The sequence below is a fragment of the Streptomyces sp. NPDC006687 genome (genome assembly GCF_040636215.1).
Classification (GTDB): domain Bacteria; phylum Actinomycetota; class Actinomycetes; order Streptomycetales; family Streptomycetaceae; genus Streptomyces.
Window position 1 is genome coordinate 14,773 of record NZ_JBEYJJ010000019.1, and the last position, 17,803, is coordinate 32,575.

Below are 17,803 nucleotides of genomic sequence, written 5' to 3' on the forward strand. Positions count from 1 at the left end.
CCCTACGCCCCGGCCGCCGCCCCGGCCAGCAGGGCCAGCACCCCGGCGAGCCGGGCGCGGACGGCGGGGTCGGCGACGGTCCCGTCGGCGCCCACCGCCGCCCGGTCCACCGGGAGCCGTACGCAGGCGGCGTCGACCACGGCGGCACCCGTGTAGCCGAACACCGTTCGCAGCGTGGCCTCGGCGCCCCCGCCACGGCCCGGGGCGGCGGCGTTCACCCAGGCCACGGGCTTGTCGGAGATCTCGGTACCGCCCACGGTCCAGTCCAGCAGGTTCTTGAACGAGCCCGGCAGGGTGCCCGCGTACTCCGGCGTGCAGACCAGCAGCGCGGCGGCCCCGGCGATCGCCTCCCGCAGCGCGGCCACGGGAGCGGGCAGCGGGTCGGTGTCGTCGTCGGGGTTGAAGTGCGGGAGATCGCCGAGCCCTTCGTACCGGACGGCGCTCACCGGCGCGGGCGCGCCGGCCCCGGACCCGGCGGCCGCGGACTGCGCGGCCACCGACTCGGCGGTGCGCAGGACGGCCTCGTTGACGGAGCCGGCGCGCAGGCTCCCGGAGAGCAGCAGGATGACGGGACGTGCGGGTGAGGTGGACATCCGTCCACGCTACCGACCGGCCGGGGACCCCCGTCGGCCGCCTCGGGAAGAACTGGATCTTGCCGGGGGGCGAACGGCCGGGACGCCACCTGGAGAATTCCCCCATTCTTTCTATAGAACGCTTGACCAGGCGTCATGTCTCGGTTGCCAATGGGATGCGGGCGAGTAAAGTCCGAGCCAGACGCCGGCGGCGTGCCGGAGTCACTCCCTCCCATTCCCTGTGGCCTCCCCGAGGACGGTGCCATGAACACTCCCCCGACCCCGCCGAACAAGGACCGCCGGGTCCCGCTCGGCAAGATCGACGTCCGCAGCGCGCCCATTGCCGCGGCTCTCGGCCGGGTCCTGCCGCCGGAATCCGGTCGTCACGCGCAGGCACCGATCTTCAACTCTGCGCTCTGACAGCGAAGTACCCGCTCTAGACTGGTGGAATGACCGGCCTGATCGCATTTCGCGAGATCGTCCTGAAGGTTCACAGCAGATGCGATCTCGCTTGTGATCACTGCTACGTCTACGAACACGCCGATCAGAGCTGGCGAGCCCGGCCGAAAGTGATCTCCCCCGGGGTCATTTCCCGGACCGCGTCGCGGCTCGCCGAACATGCCCGTGACCATGCACTCCCCTCTGTCACGGTGATCTTCCACGGAGGGGAACCCCTGCTCGCGGGCCCCGACCGGCTCCGCCTCGTGTGCGAGGAACTCACCCGCGCGCTCGCCGGAACGGCCGCCCTGGACCTGCGGATCCACACCAACGGGCTGCGCCTCGACCCCCGCTACCTGGACCTCTTCGCCGAGTACGGCGTCCGGGTCGGCATCTCACTCGACGGGGACCGCGCGGCCAACGACCGCCACCGGCGCTTCGCCGACGGCCGCTCCAGCCACCCGCTGGTCCTCCAGGCCGTGGCCCTGCTCCGCTCGGAGCCCTACCGCCACCTGTACCAGGGCCTGTTGTGCACCGTGGACGTGGCCAACGACCCGGTCGCCGTCCTGGACGCCCTGGTCGCGCTGGAGCCGCCCCGGGTGGACTTCCTGCTCCCGCACGCCACCTGGCAGACCCCGCCGCCCCGGCCCGAGGGCGTGCCCGACGCCTACGCCCGCTGGCTGCTGCGGGTCTTCGACCGCTGGGAGCAGCTGGGGCGGCCGGTGCCCGTCCGGCTCTTCGAGTCCCTGCTGTCCACCCTGCGCGGGGGCCCCAGCCTGACGGAGTCCCTGGGCCTGGCCCCGACCGACCTGGTCGTGGTCGAGACCGACGGGACGCTGGAGCAGGTCGACTCCCTCAAGAGCGCCTTCGAGGGGGCCGCGGCCACCGGGTTCAACGTCTTCGACCACACCTTCGACCAGGTCGCCGCCCATCCGGGGGTACGGGCCCGGCAGCTGGGGCTGGCAGGCGTCAGCGGCACATGCCGCCGGTGCCCTGTCGTACGTTCGTGCGGCGGCGGGCTCTACACCCACCGCTACCGGGAGGACGGCGCGGGCGGCGCGGGCTTCGACAACCCCTCCGTCTACTGCTCCGACCTGCGGGAACTGGTGGAGGGGGTGGAGGGGCGGACGGCCGCCCGGGAGAGCGCCCCGGAGCTGGCCGACCCCGCCGAACTCGCCCGCTCCCAGGAGGAGCTGACCCGCGCGCTGCTGGCCCGGCTGCACGGGGAGCTCGCCGCCGACCCGGACTGGGCGCGGGCCTGGGAGCTGCTGACCGGGGTCGAGGTGGCGGACGCGGACGCGCTGGACGCCGTACTGGGCCACCCGTTCACCCGTACCTGGGTCCTGGAGTCCCTGGACGAGGCCCGCGAGGGCCGTCTGGACGCTCCGGGCGCGGCCCGCAGGCTGGCCGCGCTGGCGGCGGCGGCCGTCCTGCGCGGCGGTCTGGAGCCGGCGGCGGAGGTGGCGTACCGGGACGGGGAGGTGTACCTGCCGACGCTGGGCCTGCTGCGGCTCGGGGAGCCCGGTACGGAGGGCCGGGCCGCGCTGCACGCCACCGGCGAGGGGTACGCGGTGGTCCGGGCGGGCCGTACCGAGCACCGCTTCGGCCCGGCGGCGGGGGACGCGCGCTGGCTGCCCGTACGGACCTGGCGGGCGGGGCCGCAGCAGCAGCCGGTGGCACTGGAGGACCTGGACCCGTACCGCAACTGCTTCGCCCGTCCGCCCCGGCTGCGCCTCGGCGCGGGGGAGGCCGACGCGTGGCGGCGCCGCCTGGACGCGGCCTGGGCCCTGCTGCACCGCACCGTCCCCGAGTTCGCCCGGGCGGCCGCCGCCGGGCTGAGCACCCTGACCCCCCTGGCGGGCGGCCCGCGGGCGCAGGGCTGGGGCGAGGCCGGGCGGCACGGGCCGGGCGCGCTCGGGGTGCCGTACACCGCCGGGGTGCGGGAGACCGCGCTGGCGCTGCTGACCGGGCGACGGCGGGCCCGGCTGCGGGCGCTGACCGAGGTGGCGGACCTGTACGCGCTGGACGGCGCCTGGGAGCACCCCTCGCCGTGGCGGACCCGCCCGGTGCCGGTGTCGCGGCTGCTGGCCGACGTCCACGAGCGGGTGGCGCTGGAGGCGTACCGGCGGGCCACGACCACCCAGGAACCGGGCGGGGCGGACCGGATCCACCGGGCCCTGGACCGGCTGGCGCAGGCGCCCGAGCTGACGGTGACGGGCAAGCGGCTGGTGGAGGAGCTGCGCTGGGAACTCAAGGCGGTGGACGCGTGACCCGCCCGGGCGTCCTGGCCCTGGCCGGCCGGCTGCGGCTGCTCGGCGTGCGCCCGGGGCAGAGGCTGCTGGTGCACGCGGCGCTCGGCGGCACCGGCCTGCATCCGCAGACCCTGCGCGCGGCCCTGACCGGGGTCCTGGGCCCCCGGGGCACCCTGGTGGTCCCGGCGTTCACCCCGGAGAACTCCCTGACCTCCTCCGCCCACCTGGCCCGGATCGCCGGCCTGGGCGAGGAGGCGGTGGCGGCCTTCCGGGCGCGGATGCCGGCCTTCGACCCCGAGCGCACCCCGAGCCAGGGCATGGGCGCCTTCGCCGAGGCGGTCCGTACCGCGCCGGGCGCCGCCCGCAGCGGCCATCCGCAGACCTCTTTCGCCGCGCTCGGCGCGGACGCGCGGCGGATCTGCGCGGAGCACCGGCTGGAATGCCACCTGGGCGAGGATTCGCCGTTGGGGAAACTGTGCTGGGAGGGAGGGCAGGTACTCATGATCAACGTGGGCTTTTCCTCCTGCACCGCTTTCCACCTCGCGGAGTACCGAATTCCGAAGCCCCCCTTGCGCATGTACGACTGTGTGGTGAAGGTGAACCTTCCGGGCGGGCGGAGGGGGAACGGGGACGAGGGCGAGTGGACCCGGTACGAGGACGTCGCCCTGGACGACAGTGATTTCGCGGAGATCGGCCGGTCCTTCCCGGATCCGCTCCTGCGCAGGGGAATGGTGGGCGGGGCAGCCGCCGTTCTCTTCTCGCTCGCCGACGCAGTCGATCACGCCCGGACCTGGATGACCGAAAACAGACGCTGATTGACTGAACGAGGAGGGGATGTGACGCAGGAGCTCCGGAATGATGTTCCTTCGCTCGCATCTTCGGGACGGGGGTCGTGTGCCCGCATCAGTGCAGCCGTATTTTTTTCTGAGTTACGCGCATACACCGAGGTTCGGGCCCGGAGGACCCGACCCGGACATGTGGGTGGAACGGCTCTTCCGTGATCTGTGCAACCACATCATGGCGCTCACCAGCCTGCCCGCCGGCGCCGAGGTCGGCTTCATGGACCGCGAGATACGCAGCGGCGAGGGCTGGTCGGAACGGCTCGCCTCGGCGCTCGCGACCTGCCGGGTCTTCGTCCCCCTGTTCTCGCCGCGCTACTTCGCCAGCGAGATGTGCGGCAAGGAGTGGTTCGCCTTCGCGCAGCGCGCCATCCAGCTGGGCGCCGCCGCCAACGAGAAGACCGAGGCCATCGTCCCCGCCCTGTGGGTGCCGGTCCCTCCCTCCCAACTACCCGTTCCGGCCGAGCGGTTGCAGTTCAACCACAACACCTTCGGCGAGCGCTACGTCACCGACGGGCTGTACGGCCTGATCAAACTGCGCGGCTACGCGGAGCAGTACGAGCACGCCGTGTACGAACTGGCCCGCCGGATCGTGGGGGTGGCCGAGACCGTACGGCTGAAGCCGGTCCGGCCGCTGGACTACCGGGTGGTGCCCAGCGCCTTCGGCCCGGGGGGCGGGGCGCCTGGCGGCGGCTCCGCCCGGACCCTCCATGTGACGGTGGCCGCCGCCTCCCGGCACGACCTGCCGGCGGGCCGCAGTCCCGAGTACTACGGGGAGAGCGCGCTGGAGTGGAACCCGTACCACCCCGCCTCCCAGCGGCCCGTCGCGTACGTCGCCGAGGAACTCGTCAAGAACCTCAACTACCAGACCACCCTGTCCTCCTTCGACGACGAGGCCGGGCACTTCGACGCCAAGCAGCCGCCGACCCGGCCGGAGATCCTGATCGTGGACCGCTGGGCGGTGGAGGACGAGCACCGCCGCCGGCGCCTGGCCGCCTTCGACCAGGAGCACCGGCCGTGGATCAACGTGGTGGTGCCCTGGAACCGCTACGACCACCAGAGCCGGGCCAGGGAGGAGGAACTGGCGCGCCGCCTGGAGGAGACCCTGCCGGTGAAGATGGGCCAGGGCCGGGCCGCCTGCCGGGCCGCCGCCAACGGGGTGGCCGGCGTGGAGACGCTCGGGCAGATCCTGCCACAGGTGGTGGAGGCGGCCGCGCAGCAGTTCCTCAGACACGCGCAGGCGTATCCGCCGGCCGGGCACACCCCCACCGAAAGACGGCGCCTGGTCGGGCCGATGGGGATGAGCGACCCGCCCCCGGCCCCCTTCCCGCCCGCCGCACACCAGCAGGGACCGGGCCGCGGCGACGCGGCCGACGACAGCACCGACACCGACCGGGGGGACGCGGATGACAGCCAGTCGTGACAGCCGAGACGGACGCATCGTCACCTTCTACTCGTACAAGGGCGGGACCGGCCGCACGATGGCGCTGGCCAACACCGCCTGGATCCTCGCCTCCAACGGCAAGCGGGTGCTGGCGGTGGACTGGGACCTGGAGGCCCCGGGACTGCACCGCTTCTTCCACCCCTTCCTGGACCCCTCCACCCTCGGGGCCACCACCGGGGTCATCGACCTGATCAGCGAGTACGCCTGGGCCGCCACCAGCCCGGTCCCGCGCGCCGCCGACTGGCACAAGGACTACGCGCGGATCCAGCCGCACGCCGTCTCGCTCACCCCGGAGAACCTGGGCTGGGACTTCCCCGACGGGGGCACCCTCGACTTCGTCTCGGCCGGCCGGCAGAACCGCGAGTACTCGGCGACCGTCTCCACCTTCGACTGGGACAACTTCTACGACCGGCTCGGCGGCGGCCTCTTCTTCGACGCCCTGCGGGCCGACATGAAGCGGAACTACGACTACGTCCTGATCGACAGCCGCACCGGCCTGTCCGACATCGCCGACATCTGCACCGTCCACCTCCCCGACGTGCTGGTCGACTGCTTCACCCTCTCCGACCAGTCCATCGACGGCGCCGCCTCCGTGGCCCGGCAGATCGACGAGCGGTTCAACGACCGCGGGATCCGGATCTTCCCGGTGCCGATGCGCATCGACGAGGGCGAGAAGGAGAAGGCCGACGCGGGCCGGGCGCTGGCCCGGATCAAGTTCGACCGGTTCCCCGGCGGGCTCGTCGGGGACGAGCTGACCGCCTACTGGGGCGCGGTGGAGATCCCGTACCGGCCGTACTACGCCTACGAGGAGACCCTGGCCACCTTCGGCGACGAGGCCGGGCTCACCAACTCGCTGCTCTCCGCCTTCGAGCGGCTGACGGCCGTGGTGACCGAGGGCGAGGTCACCTCCATGCCGGTGATCGCCGAGGAGGTGCGGCTGCGGATCCGGGACGCCTTCACCCGGCGCCGCCCGGCCCTGCCCGCCGACCTGTTCCTCTCCTACGTCGCCGAGAACCGGATGTGGGCCGACTGGATCGAGTCGGTGCTCACCCGGGCCGGCTTCCGGGTGGTGCCCAAGGACGTCTCCGCCGAGCGCCCGGCGGCCCCCCAGGGCGGCTCGGGCGACACCCTGGGCGGTGGTACGGGCATCAGCGTGGACACCGCCGGCCGGACGGTGGTGCTGCTCTCCAGCGCCTACCTGAAGTCGGCCCGGGCCGTCGACGTGTGGAACCGGGCCGCCGCCGAGGACCCCACCGGGGGCCGGCGCCATCTGATACCGCTGCGGGTGGGCGACGTACGCCTGGCCACGCCCTACATCGACCGGAACCCGGTGGACCTGTTCCGGCTCGACGAGGTGCACGCCACCGCCGCCCTGCTGCGCGCGGTGGAACGGCCCGCGGCCCTGGCGGACACCGTCGCCGGCGCCTCCCAGCCCGGCCCCCGCTTCCCCGGCACCGTCCCGAAGATCTGGAACGCGCCGCCCCGCAACCCCGGGTTCACCGGCCGCAGCATCGTCCTGGAGCGGATGCGCGACCAGCTCGGCGGCGGCATGGCCGTGGTGCTGCCGCAGCCGCAGACCCTGTACGGGCTCGGCGGCGTCGGCAAGACGCAGGTCGCGCTGGAGTACGTGCACCGGTTCATGGCCGACTACGACCTGGTGTGGTGGATCTCCTCGGAGCAGACCGACGACGTGGTCGCCGCCCTCGCGGAGCTCGCCGTACGCCTGGGGGCGCAGGCCGGCGAGGACATGGCGGCCGCCTCCCAGGAGGCGATCGACATGCTGCGCCGGGGGGTGCCGACCTCGCGCTGGCTGCTGGTCTTCGACAACGCCGACGATCCCGAGACCCTCAAGCGGTTCTTCCCGCCGGGCGGCCCGGGGCACGTGCTGGTGACCTCCCGCAACCAGTCCTGGTCCCAGTACGGGGACGCGCTGCCCGTGGACGTGTTCCTGCGCGAGGAGTCCATCGAGCACCTCCAGCGCCGCGCGCCCGGGCTGGGCAAGGAGGACGCCGAGCAGGTGGCCGTGGCGGTGGGCGACCTGCCGCTGGCCGTCGAGCAGGCCGGGGCCTGGATCGCGGAGACGGCGACGCCCGTGTCGGCGTACCTGGAGCAGCTGGCCGAGCAGACCGCGCGGGTGCTGGGCCTGAACCAGCCCGCCGGGTACCCGCAGCCGGTGGCCGCGACCTGGAACGTGTCGATCGAGCGGCTCCAGTCCCGCTCCCCCGCCGCCGTGCGGCTGCTCCAGCTGTGCGCCTTCTTCGCGCCCGAGCCGATCTCCGCCAACCTGCTCTACAGCAAGGAGATGATCGACGCGCTCAAGCCGTACGACGCCTCGCTCCAGGAGAAGCTGGTGCTGGGCCGGGTGATCCGGGAGATCGGCCGGTTCGCGATGGCCAAGGTCGACCAGGTCAGCAACAGCATCCAGGTGCACCGGCTGGTGCAGGCCGTGATCCGGGCGCAGCTGTCGGAGGAGGAGCAGCGCGAGGCCCGGCACGCGGTGCACCGGATCCTGGCGGGAGCCCGCCCGGACGACGACGAGCCGATAGACAATCCGGAGACCTGGCCGAAGTTCAACACGATCTGGCCGCACCTGAGCCCGTCCGAGGCACGGTTCTGCAAGGAGCCGGAGACCCGCCGCCTGCTGATCGACCGGGTCCGCTACCTGTGGAAGCGCGGTGACTTCAAGGCCGCGTACTCCCTCGGCGAGGAACTGCGCGAGGCGTGGCGGGAGATGCTCGGCAGCGACGACCTCCAGTACCTGTACCTGCGCTTCCACCTGTCGAACATCCTGCGCTCGCAGGGCCGGTTCGTGGAGGCCAAGGAGCTGGACGAGGTCACGCTGGAGCGGCAGCGGGAGGCGCTGGGCCCCTCGCACCCGCACACGTACATGACCACCAGCGGTCTGGCGATGGACCTGGGGGCGCTCGGCCGGTACGGCGAGGCGATGGAACTGGCGACGGCGGCGCACGAGGGCTTCGGGCAGATCTTCCACGAGGCGCACCCGCGCACCCTGGCGGCGGCGAACAACCTGGCGCTGAACCTGCGCATGGTCGGCCAGTACGCCCGGGCCCGGGAGATCGACCAGGAGGTCTTCGACCGGCGTACGGAGGTGCTGGGCCCGGACCACCCGTACACCCTGTCCTCGGCGCAGAACCTGGCGCGGGACCTGCGCGAGGTGGGCCGCTACGAGGACTCGGTGCAGCTGCTGAGCCGGACGTACGAGATCTACAAGCGGCAGCTGGGCCCGACCTTCCCGGGCACCCTGGCGGCGGCGAAGAACCTGGCGGTGTCGCTGCGGCGGGCCGGGGAGCTGGAGGACGCGCTGCGGCTGACGACGGCCACCCGCAACCGGTACCGGGCGAAGTACACGGCGGTCAACCCCGACCTGCTGGCCTGCGAACTGAACCTGGCCTCGGACCTGTTCGCGACGGGCGATCCGGGCGCGGCGCGGGACCTGGCGCAGGAGGTGGTGGACGAGTACGTGAAGGTGCCGGGCGAGAAGCACCCGTACACCCTGGCCGCGCTCAACAACCTGGCGGTGTTCCACTGGGGGACGGGCGCGGCGGAGACGGCGGAGCAGCTGCTGCGGCAGACGATCCGCAGTATGCGCGAGGTGCTGGGCGACGACCATCCGCACACGGTCTTCGCGCATCTGAACCTGGCCAACGCCCGGGCGGACCTGGGCGATCCGGAGGGTGCCCTGGAGCTGGAGCGGGAGGCGGTGGCGCGGCTGCGCACGGCGCTCGGGGCGCACCACCCGGAGACCCTGGCGCTCTCGTCGAACATGGCGGTGAGCCTGGACATGACCGGCCGCAAACAGGAGGCGGCCCGGGTACGGGCGGAGGCGGTGGCCGAGCTGGGGCGGCTGCTCGGGGAGGACCACGGTCTGACCCGGTACGCCCGTGACGAGCGGCGGGTCCACCGGGACCTGGAGCCGCTGGCGGTGTGATCCGACGAGGGCGGCGGGACCCGCGCGGGCCCGCCGCCCGGGAGCGAGCGCAGGGGGCGCCGTGACCGACAGCATGACCTTTCGCAACGAGGACCTGCCGGCCCTCTTCCACCACACCGACCAGGCGGCGGTCTCGCGGCAGCGGGAGTCCGTCCAGGCCACGCGGGCGCAGCTGGTGCTGCTGGTCGTGGCGGCGGGGGCGGCCGCCCTCGCGCCGGGGCCCTCGGCGGGCGGCCTGCACCTGTTCGGGGGGCTGGGCGCGCTGGCGTACGCGGGGGTGCTGGCCGTGGGCGTCCGGGCGACCCGGCGGCGGGCCCGTCCGCAGTGGCAGCTCAACCGGAGCGCGGCGGAGTTCATCAAGTCGCTGGCCTGGCGGTACGCCGTGCACGGTGCGCCGTTCGGCAGCGAGGTCGCCGGCGTGGAGGGGGTGTACCGGGAGCGGCTGGAGAAGGGGCTGGACGAGCTGCGCAAGATGGGCTGGCAGGATCCGCGGGCGGCGGGCCTGCTGCCGGAGGGAGGGGAGATCACCGGGGCGATGCAGCGGCTGCGCGGGCTGGACTACCACGTGCGCAGGGAGACCTACGTCCGGGACCGGCTGATCGAGCAGCGCGACTGGTACCGGCGCAGGGCGGAGGGCTCGCGGCGGGCGACGGCGCTGTGGTCGTGGACGATCGTGCTGCTGACCTGTCTGGGGCTGGTGTGCGCGCTGTCGTCGGCGTTCGGCTCGGGGCCGGGGGCGTCGGCCGCGGCGGGGCTGCTGAGCGCGGCCGCGGCGGCGGCGATCGCCTGGAACGAGGTGCGCCGCCACCATCCGCTGATCGAGGCGCACACGCTGATCGAGCAGGACCTGTCGGCGATGATGGTCGTGATGCAGACGACGATCACGGAGTCGCACTGGCCGTCTGCGGTGTACGAGACGGAGCGGTACGTGTCGCCGCAGCACACCGACTGGCTGGCCCGGCACAGCAGTTGAGGCCCAGGGCAGGGGGCGTGGTTCAGTCGCGGGCCACGCCCTCGCGCCAGATGACGGTGACGGGTTTGCCGAGCGTCCGGGCGTAGGCGACGATCTCGCCGGTGCCGCCGTGACCGCGGGCCGGGAGGCCGTCCCAGACGGCGACGAGCCGGTCGCAGGTCTCGGCGATGTAGGTGCCGGCGGCGTAGTACGCCTCGTCGGTGGAGCGGGGGTAGGCCAGCACCACCTGCTGGGCGGCGCGCTCCTTGAGCCGGCGGTAGGCGGCGAGGGAGCGGGGGTCCTGGAAGGTCTCCTCGTAGTCCCCGCTGGGGATGACGACGGTGAGCTCGGCCCCGTGCTCCAGGGCGATGGCGGCGAAGAGCTGGTCGGCGCCGTCCGCGAGGCTGGAGAGGGCCTCCAGCGGCCCGGGGTGGCCGCCGAACACGGCCCGCAGGCCCTCCTCGACGTGGGCGAGGCACTCGTCGGGAATGGACCGGTGGCCGGTCACGCCGATCCGCTTCATACGCGCTCCCCCCGGTGGACGCCCTGGACGCCTGGACGCCCTGGACATCCTCCCAGAAGGCGGGAGGACGTCCAGGGTGCCTGCGCCGGGGCCGGGCGGGTCAGTAGACGCTGACGCCGTAGGCGCTGAGGGCCTCGGTCACGGGCTGGAAGAAGGTGGTGCCGCCCGAGGAGCAGTTGCCGCTGCCGCCGGAGGTGAGGCCGACCGCGCGGCTGCCGGAGTAGAGGGGGCCGCCGCTGTCGCCGGGTTCGGCGCAGACGTTGGTCTGGATCATGCCGTAGACCACGTCACCGTTGCCGTAGTTCACGGTGGCGTTGAGGCCGGTGACGGTGCCGCTGTGGATGCCGGTGGTGGAGCCGCGCCGGCTGACGGACATACCGGTGGTGGCGTTGACGGCGGTGGTGATGTCCTGGCTGCCGACGGTGCCGGGCGGGACCGGGCTGTTGCTGGCGTACTTGATGAGTCCGTAGTCATTGGTGGGGAAGCTGGAGCCCACGGTGGTGCCGATGGTGGTGGTGTGGGAGGAGTTGGTCCACCAGGTGCCCGCGCCGTCGGTGCAGTGGCCGGCCGTCAGGATGTAGTAGGTGCTGCCGTTGCGGACGTTGAAGCCGAGGGAGCAGCGCCAGCTGCTGGCGTAGATGGCGTCGCCGCCGGAGAGCAGCTTGCTGATCTTTCCGGGGGTGCGTTCGATGCGCAGGGCGGCCGCGTCGGGGCCGGCCTCGCGGCGGATTCTGGCCAGGTCGGCCTGGGTGACGGTGGAGTCGGCGGTGACCACGAGGGTCCCGGTGGCGGGGTCGGTGCGCCAGGCGGTGCCGGCGACATCGGCGCGCAGGACGGAGGCTCCGGCGGCGGCGAGCCGGGCGGGGCTGAAGCCGGTGTCGGCGGGGGTGGCGCCGGCGGCGGTGGGGGCGGCGATCGCGGCGACGGCGGCGAGACCGGTGGCCACGGCGAGCAGCCTCAGGCGGGTGGTGCTCTTGATCCTCACTTCACGTCCTCCCGGAGGGGGTCGGGGGCCCGGCGGTCGTGGGGGTGCCGGAGCCCTTGAGCGGCGGGGGGAGGGGGCGGCGGACGCACGGCCGTCGGCCGAACGTTTCGCCGTGCCCCTGACAAGTCCGCCGGATGACGCTGAACGGGAGTGTCCAGGCGTCGGTTACCGGCGACAAGGGCGCCTTTCGGCCGTCGCTCCCCTGCGGCGGCCTCGGAGGGCAGCGCATGTTCCCGGGGGGCGGGACCGGGCAGGAGCAGGCGTACGGGGCCCGCGCCGAGGCGGGCGCGCCCGGGCGGACCGGTGGCGGCGGCCTGGAGGGCCTCCCCGGTGAGGGGTGGCGCGCCGGTGGCCCGGAACGGCCGGAATTCGACCTTCCGGGCCCTCCGGGGCCGGGTCCGGGATCACCGAGGCCCCCCGGGGCGGAGCCTGGGGAGTGTGCCGGTCGGCGCGAGGGGTCCGCGGGGGGCGGAGACGGTGACCGCTTCGTCGTCGCTCATGCCGGTCAGCCCTTCCCGGCGGGCCCATACGGGAATCCCCCTGTACGCCGTACGGGCCTGTGGGCGCCGCGATCTGACGCCGGTTCACGCCGGGCCGGGGGGCTCAGCAGCCGCAGTCGCAGTCGCAGCCGTCGCAGCAGCAGCCGTCACAGCCGCAGCCGTCGCACCCGCCGCAGTCGCAGCAGTCGCAGTCGCAGTCGTCGCACCAGGCGTCGCGCTTCTGGCGGGACCAGGGGCCCTCGTAGTCGGTGCAGCAGATCTGGCAGGTGCAGAACAGCCCGATGGCCACCGCGCAGCCGTGCAGCAGCCCCCGCCGGGGCTTTTGCGGGGGCTGCCCGCCGAAGCCGCCTCCGCCGCCCCCGGGGCCGCCCGGGCCCGCGGGGGGAGGCATGCCCGGGCCGCCGGGGGCGTACTGCGGGGCGCCGCCGCCGTAGGGGTTCTGGCCGTACGGGGCCTGCCCGTACGGGTTCTGGCCGTAGGGGCCCTGACCGTACGCGCCCGGGCCGTACGGGCCCGGGGCGTTCGGGTCGTAGCCCTGCGGGGGGTAGCCCTGCGGGGGCTGCCCGTGGGCGTGGCCGGCGGGGTGCGCGGCGGTGGGGCCGTGCCCGCAGGAGCTGGTGCCGAAGGCCCGGTCCACCGAGGTGCGCAGCTCATGCACCAGCAGCCGGTGGGCGAGTCCCGCGTCGGCGAACTCCACCTCGCGCAGCGCCAGCCTGATCCCCTGCAGCGCGTCGTCGCACAGCCGGCGGGCCTCGGCGCGGGAGGTGCCGGTCGCGGTGAGCGGGTTCCAGGCGCCAGCGGCGGCGTCGGCGCTCTGGTCCTCGACGGCGTCCAGCAGGTGCGCGAGGCGCCCGAAGTAGCGGCCGGCCTCGGCCAGCGGCGCGGCGTTGCCTGGCCGTCCCGCCAGGACCGCGGTATGCGCGAACGCCGCCGCGGTGGCGGTCTCCGTCGGCTCGGTGACCACCAGCACGGGCGTGCCCGGGCCGGCCAGGGCCTCGATGCCGCCCTGCCGGTCCACGGCGTCGACGAGCACCGCCGTGTCGAAGCCGAGCGCGGCCCCGGTGCGGGCGCCGGCCCGGTCCCAGCCCCGGGCCACCCGGCGGGCGGCGGCGGCCATCGGGGCCCGGGCCAACAGGCCGTCCCGGTCGGCCACGTGGTCCCGTACCTTCGCCGAGGCGAGCACCAGCGAGACGGCGGCCGCGAGCCGGGCACCCTCGCCGTTGGCGACCGGGGCGGTGCGCATACCGCGCAGCGGGCAGGGTCCGGCGGTACGCCGCGCCCCGGGCCGCGGACCCGACTGAGCCTCCGTCAGAACGGAGACGAGGAGCCCGTCGTAGTTGGTGACGATCCGCGCGAACTGGCCGTGGTCACCGCGAAGTGCCAGGCACAGACCGCAGAGATGGGCCATCCACTCCGTCTTGAACCGGTCGCCGAGCCGGTGCGTACAAGGTCTGACAATGCCGAACAAACCGCTTCCCCCGTGTGTCATCCGCGCGTTCCGGGGGCATCGTATCCAGCCGGTTCGTTCACCCGTACGCCCCAGCGCCTCACCCGCACGGCGGCAGCGGTCGTATTTTCACTCAGTCAGCAGCGGCAGGGGCCGGGAACCTCGCCGGTGCAACGAATGTTCTGCACCAGTCCCGTCACGAAACCACTGCGCGGCGGCTATCCACTTGGCGCGTTGTCAGCATCATGGACGACCATAGGGGCAACGGAGCAGAAGACGGACTGGCCACGGTGAAAGGAGGCGTCCATGGGTTCGGTACGCAAGGCGAGCGCCTGGTTGGGTCTCGTAGAGGACAGCGACGACGAGCGGTACTACGACGACGACTACGCGGAGGCGGGGGACCGCCGGCAGGGCTCGGTCGCGGGGCCCGGCGACCAGTGGGTCACCGACCCGCGGGTGCGCGTGGCCTCGGAGTCGGCGGTCGAGCAGGGCCGGCGGATCGCGACGGTGACCCCGGACGGGTTCCGTGACGCGCGCGGCATCGGCGAGCTCTTCCGCGAGGGCGTCCCCGTGATCGTGAACCTGTCGTCCATGGAGCCGACGGACGCCAAGCGCGTGGTCGACTTCGCGGCGGGCCTGACCTTCGGGCTGCGCGGGTCGATCGAGCGGGTGGCGACCAGGGTCTTCCTCCTGACCCCGGCCGACACCCAGATCGTCAGCGGTGAGGCGGGCGGCCGCGCCCGCGACTTCTTCAACCAGAGCTGAGCGGGGCCCTTACCGGAAGGCGTCGAGCCCGGTAAGTGCCTTGCCCAGCACCAACTGGTGCATCTCCACGGTGCCCTCGTAGGTGAGCACCGACTCCAGGTTGGTGGCGTGCCGCATGACGGGGTACTCCAGGGAGATCCCGTTGGCCCCCAGGACGGTCCGCGCGGTGCGGCAGATGTCGATGGCCTCGCGGACGTTGTTGAGCTTGCCGAAGCTGATCTGCTCCGGCCGCAGGGTCCCCGCGTCCATGCGCCGGCCCAGGTGGTGGGCGAGCAGGATGCCCTTGTGGAGCTCCAGCGCCATGTCGGCCAGCTTGGCCTGCGTGAGCTGGAAGCCGCCGATCGGCCGGCCGAACTGCTCCCGGGTCCGCGCGTAGTCCAGCGCGGCCTCGAAACTGGCGCGCGCCGCCCCCATGGACCCCCAGACGATCCCGTACCGGGCGTGGCTGAGGCAGCTCAGCGGGCCCTTGAGGCCGGTGACGCCCGGCAGCACCGCGTCGGCGGGCAGCCGTACGCCGTCCATGACCAGCTCGCTCGTGACCGAGGCGCGCAGCGACCACTTGTGCTTGATCTCCGGGGCGGAGAAGCCCGGGCTGTCGGTGGGGACGGCGAAGCCGCGGATCCCCTCGTCCGTCTGCGCCCAGACGACGGCCACGGACGCCACCGAACCGTTGGTGATCCACATCTTGCGGCCATTGAGGATCCAGTCCGAGCCCTCCCGCTTGGCGTGGGTGCGCATCGCCGCCGGGTCGGAGCCGACGTCGGGCTCGGTCAGCCCGAAGCAGCCGATCAGCTCGCCGGCCGCCATGCCGGGCAGCCAGCGCTGCTTCTGCTCCTCGGAGCCGTACTTCCAGATCGCGTACATGGCGAGGGAGCCCTGGACGGAGACCAGCGAGCGGATCCCGGAGTCGGCGGCCTCCAGCTCCAGACAGGCCAGGCCGTACTGGACGGCGCTCGCGCCCGCGCAGCCGTAGCCCGTCAGGGACATGCCGAGGGCGCCGAGGGAGCCGAGCTCGCGGGCCAGTTCGCGGATCTGCGGGAGCTCGCCGTCCTCGTACCACTGGGCGATGTGGGGCAGGACCCGGTCGGCGGCCCAGGCGCGGACGGTGTCGCGGACCGCGAGGTCCTCGGGGCTGAGGAGTTCGTCGAGCCCGAGCGGGTCGGTGGGGACGAACGGGTTCTTCGGCGCGGACAAGGGAAGCCTCCCGGCAGGCGCGTGGGACGAAACCTAGCGCTGCAAGTTTCTCCTCACCCCCACCGAAGGTCCACCCCCGGCCCTGCCGCGCGCCGAGGGGGCCCCGGTCAGGCCGGGCGCCCGGGGGAGCTGCCGACGGCCGGGTCGCGTTCCGGGGCGGACGGGCCGGGGATCCGGGTCGCGCGGTCCGGCCCCTTGGGCTGGGCTGGCAGGGCCGCCGGGGCACGGGTACCGCCGGCGGCGGCCTCTCCCCCGGCGGAAAATCCGCAGGGGGCCGGCTCCGCGTTCTCCATGGTGCGCGGCAGCCTGAGCGCCATCACCGCGCCCGCCAGCAGCAGGCCCGCGCTGACCACCAGGGTCACGTGCAGCCCGTGCACGAAGGAGTGCCGGGCGGCGGCGGCCAGGGAGGCTCCCGTGGCACCGCCGAGGTGGGCGGCGATCTGGTACGCCTCGCCGAGGGAGTTCGCGGCGCCCGCCGAGTCCTGCGCCGGCACCCCCGGGACGGCGAGCAGCCCGGGCCGGTAGGCGGCGTTCATCACACTGCCGAGCAGGGCGATGCCCATGCCCGCCCCCAGCTGGTACGAGGTCTCCCCTATGGAGGCGGCCCCGCCGGCGGCCTCCACCGGGGCCTCGCTCAGCATGGACTCGTACGCCGCGAAAAGGGTGGTCTGGAGGCCGAAGCCCAGCAGCACGAACCCGGCGGTCAGCAGGACGGGCCGGTCCTGCTGGCCCATCAGCGTCAGCAGCAGCACCGCCCCGGCGGTCAGCACGAAGCCCAGCGAGACCATCCTGCGCGGCCCGACCCGCTGGAGGGTGTAGGAGCCGGTGGCCCCGGCGGCCATCGCGGCGAAGGTCAGCGGCAGCAGCCGCAGCCCCGTCTCCAGCGGGCTCAGCCGCAGCACCAGCTGGAGGTACTGGACGGCGATCAGCTCCAGCCCGACCAGGGCCAGCATGGCGAGCACGATGCAGCCGACGGAGGTCGAGAAGGCGGCCCGGGAGAACATCCGCATGTCGATCAGCGGGTGCTCGCGCCGCTTCTGCCGGCGGACGAACAGGACGAGCAGCGCCGCGCCGAGGGCCAGCGGGAGCAGCGCCCGGAGGTCGGTGAGCTCGCGTTCGGCGCCGATCCGCTTGACCCCGAGCACCACGCCGAGCACCCCGCCGGCGGCCGTCAGCGCGCCCAGGACGTCCCAGGGACCGTCGGCCGCCCCCCGGGACTCGGGCAGCAGCCAGCGGCCGAGCGGCAGGATCAGCGCCATCAGCGGGATGTTGATGAGGAAGACCGACCCCCACCAGAAGTGCTGGACGAGGAAGCCGCCCAGCACCGGCCCGCTGGCCGCGCCGATCGCGGCGACGGCGGTCCAGATGCCGATGGCCAGGGCCCGCTCGCGCCGGTCGGGGAAGACCTGGCGCAGGATCGACAGCGTGGCCGGCATGATCATCGCCCCGCCGACGCCGAGCAGGCAGCGGGCCCCGATCAGCACCTGGGCGTCACCGGCCAGGGCGGCGATCGCGGAGGCCACGCCGAAGAGGGTGTAGCCGAGGAGCAGGATCCGGCGGCGGCCCACCCGGTCGCCGAGGGTGCCGAAGAGGATCAGCAGCGCGGCGCACACCAGCGGGTAGGCGTCGACGATCCACAGCAGTTCCTGGGAGCCGGGGCGCAGGTCCTCGGTGACGGCGGGGACGGCGACGTGCAGGATCGTCGCGTCGAGCGCGACGAACACCAGGCTGACGCAGAGGACCGCGAGGACGACCCAGCGGTTGGCGCCGCCGGATGCCTCGGTGATCCGCTGCCGGAGGGAGGACCCCCTGTCGCCGGCCGTGTTCGTCCCCGACATCCATGTACCTCCCAGGTGATCCCTCGCACTCGGCGGACCAGCGTCGTGTGGCGCCGGCAGGTGGTGGCCTGTGCGGCGTCCTACGGGGTCCGGCATCGACACGCG

Annotated in this window: 13 protein-coding genes; 7 read left to right on the forward strand and 6 right to left on the reverse strand. The window is 73.6% G+C overall.

Features of this window, described 5'->3' with window-relative positions:
- Positions 1-2: 2 nt before the first annotated feature.
- Positions 3-593: an NADPH-dependent FMN reductase gene (locus ABZ716_RS21645; RefSeq protein WP_358960924.1), complete on the reverse strand. Its 591-nt coding sequence runs from the start codon at positions 591-593 to the stop codon at positions 3-5.
- 243 nt (positions 594-836) lie between these two features.
- Between ABZ716_RS21645 and ABZ716_RS21650 the strand changes: the two genes are divergently transcribed.
- The 6 genes from ABZ716_RS21650 to ABZ716_RS21675 all read left to right on the forward strand — a co-directional run bounded on the left by ABZ716_RS21650 (position 837) and on the right by ABZ716_RS21675 (position 10,467).
- The gene (locus ABZ716_RS21650; protein WP_358960927.1) at positions 837-992 is read left to right on the forward strand and encodes an FXSXX-COOH protein; all 156 of its coding nucleotides are present in this window, start codon (positions 837-839) and stop codon (positions 990-992) included.
- A 29-nt stretch (positions 993-1,021) separates the two neighbouring features.
- Positions 1,022-3,280 carry a radical SAM/SPASM protein FxsB, inactivated metallohydrolase extension form gene (gene fxsB, locus ABZ716_RS21655; protein WP_358960929.1) on the forward strand — a complete coding sequence of 753 codons (2,259 nt, stop codon included), beginning with the start codon at positions 1,022-1,024 and terminating at the stop codon, positions 3,278-3,280.
- A complete protein-coding gene (locus ABZ716_RS21660) occupies positions 3,277-4,077 on the forward strand; it encodes an AAC(3) family N-acetyltransferase (RefSeq protein ID WP_358960931.1) in 801 nt (266 codons plus the stop codon). Before fxsB ends, ABZ716_RS21660 begins: the two co-directional genes overlap by 4 nt.
- A gap of 43 nt (positions 4,078-4,120) precedes the next feature.
- Positions 4,121-5,524 carry a TIR-like protein FxsC gene (locus ABZ716_RS21665; RefSeq protein WP_358960978.1) on the forward strand — a complete coding sequence of 468 codons (1,404 nt, stop codon included), beginning with the start codon at positions 4,121-4,123 and terminating at the stop codon, positions 5,522-5,524.
- Positions 5,508-9,494: an FxSxx-COOH system tetratricopeptide repeat protein gene (gene fxsT, locus ABZ716_RS21670; RefSeq protein WP_358813686.1), complete on the forward strand. Its 3,987-nt coding sequence runs from the start codon at positions 5,508-5,510 to the stop codon at positions 9,492-9,494. Before ABZ716_RS21665 ends, fxsT begins: the two co-directional genes overlap by 17 nt.
- A gap of 73 nt (positions 9,495-9,567) precedes the next feature.
- Positions 9,568-10,467: a DUF4231 domain-containing protein gene (locus ABZ716_RS21675; protein ID WP_358813743.1), complete on the forward strand. Its 900-nt coding sequence runs from the start codon at positions 9,568-9,570 to the stop codon at positions 10,465-10,467.
- Between the two features lie 22 nt (positions 10,468-10,489).
- Here the strand turns inward: ABZ716_RS21675 and ABZ716_RS21680 are convergent, their stop codons facing one another.
- From ABZ716_RS21680 to ABZ716_RS21690, 3 genes are all read right to left on the reverse strand, one after another.
- The gene (locus ABZ716_RS21680) at positions 10,490-10,969 is read right to left on the reverse strand and encodes a hypothetical protein (protein ID WP_351885932.1); all 480 of its coding nucleotides are present in this window, start codon (positions 10,967-10,969) and stop codon (positions 10,490-10,492) included.
- A 100-nt stretch (positions 10,970-11,069) separates the two neighbouring features.
- Positions 11,070-11,954, reverse strand: a complete 885-nt coding sequence (locus tag ABZ716_RS21685; RefSeq protein ID WP_351885935.1) for a S1 family peptidase — start codon at positions 11,952-11,954, stop codon at positions 11,070-11,072.
- A 603-nt stretch (positions 11,955-12,557) separates the two neighbouring features.
- Positions 12,558-13,922 carry a DUF5685 family protein gene (locus tag ABZ716_RS21690; protein WP_358960933.1) on the reverse strand — a complete coding sequence of 455 codons (1,365 nt, stop codon included), beginning with the start codon at positions 13,920-13,922 and terminating at the stop codon, positions 12,558-12,560.
- Between the two features lie 285 nt (positions 13,923-14,207).
- Here ABZ716_RS21690 and sepF point away from each other — a divergent pair, with 285 nt between their 5' ends.
- Complete coding sequence (sepF, locus tag ABZ716_RS21695) at positions 14,208-14,666, forward strand: cell division protein SepF (protein ID WP_351885941.1); 459 nt, start codon at positions 14,208-14,210, stop codon at positions 14,664-14,666.
- A gap of 9 nt (positions 14,667-14,675) precedes the next feature.
- Here the strand turns inward: sepF and ABZ716_RS21700 are convergent, their stop codons facing one another.
- Positions 14,676-15,860, reverse strand: coding sequence for an acyl-CoA dehydrogenase family protein (locus ABZ716_RS21700; protein ID WP_351885944.1), 1,185 nt, complete (start codon positions 15,858-15,860; stop codon positions 14,676-14,678).
- 107 nt (positions 15,861-15,967) lie between these two features.
- Complete coding sequence (locus ABZ716_RS21705) at positions 15,968-17,698, reverse strand: MFS transporter (protein WP_358960935.1); 1,731 nt, start codon at positions 17,696-17,698, stop codon at positions 15,968-15,970.
- Between the last annotated feature and the right edge of the window lie 105 nt (positions 17,699-17,803).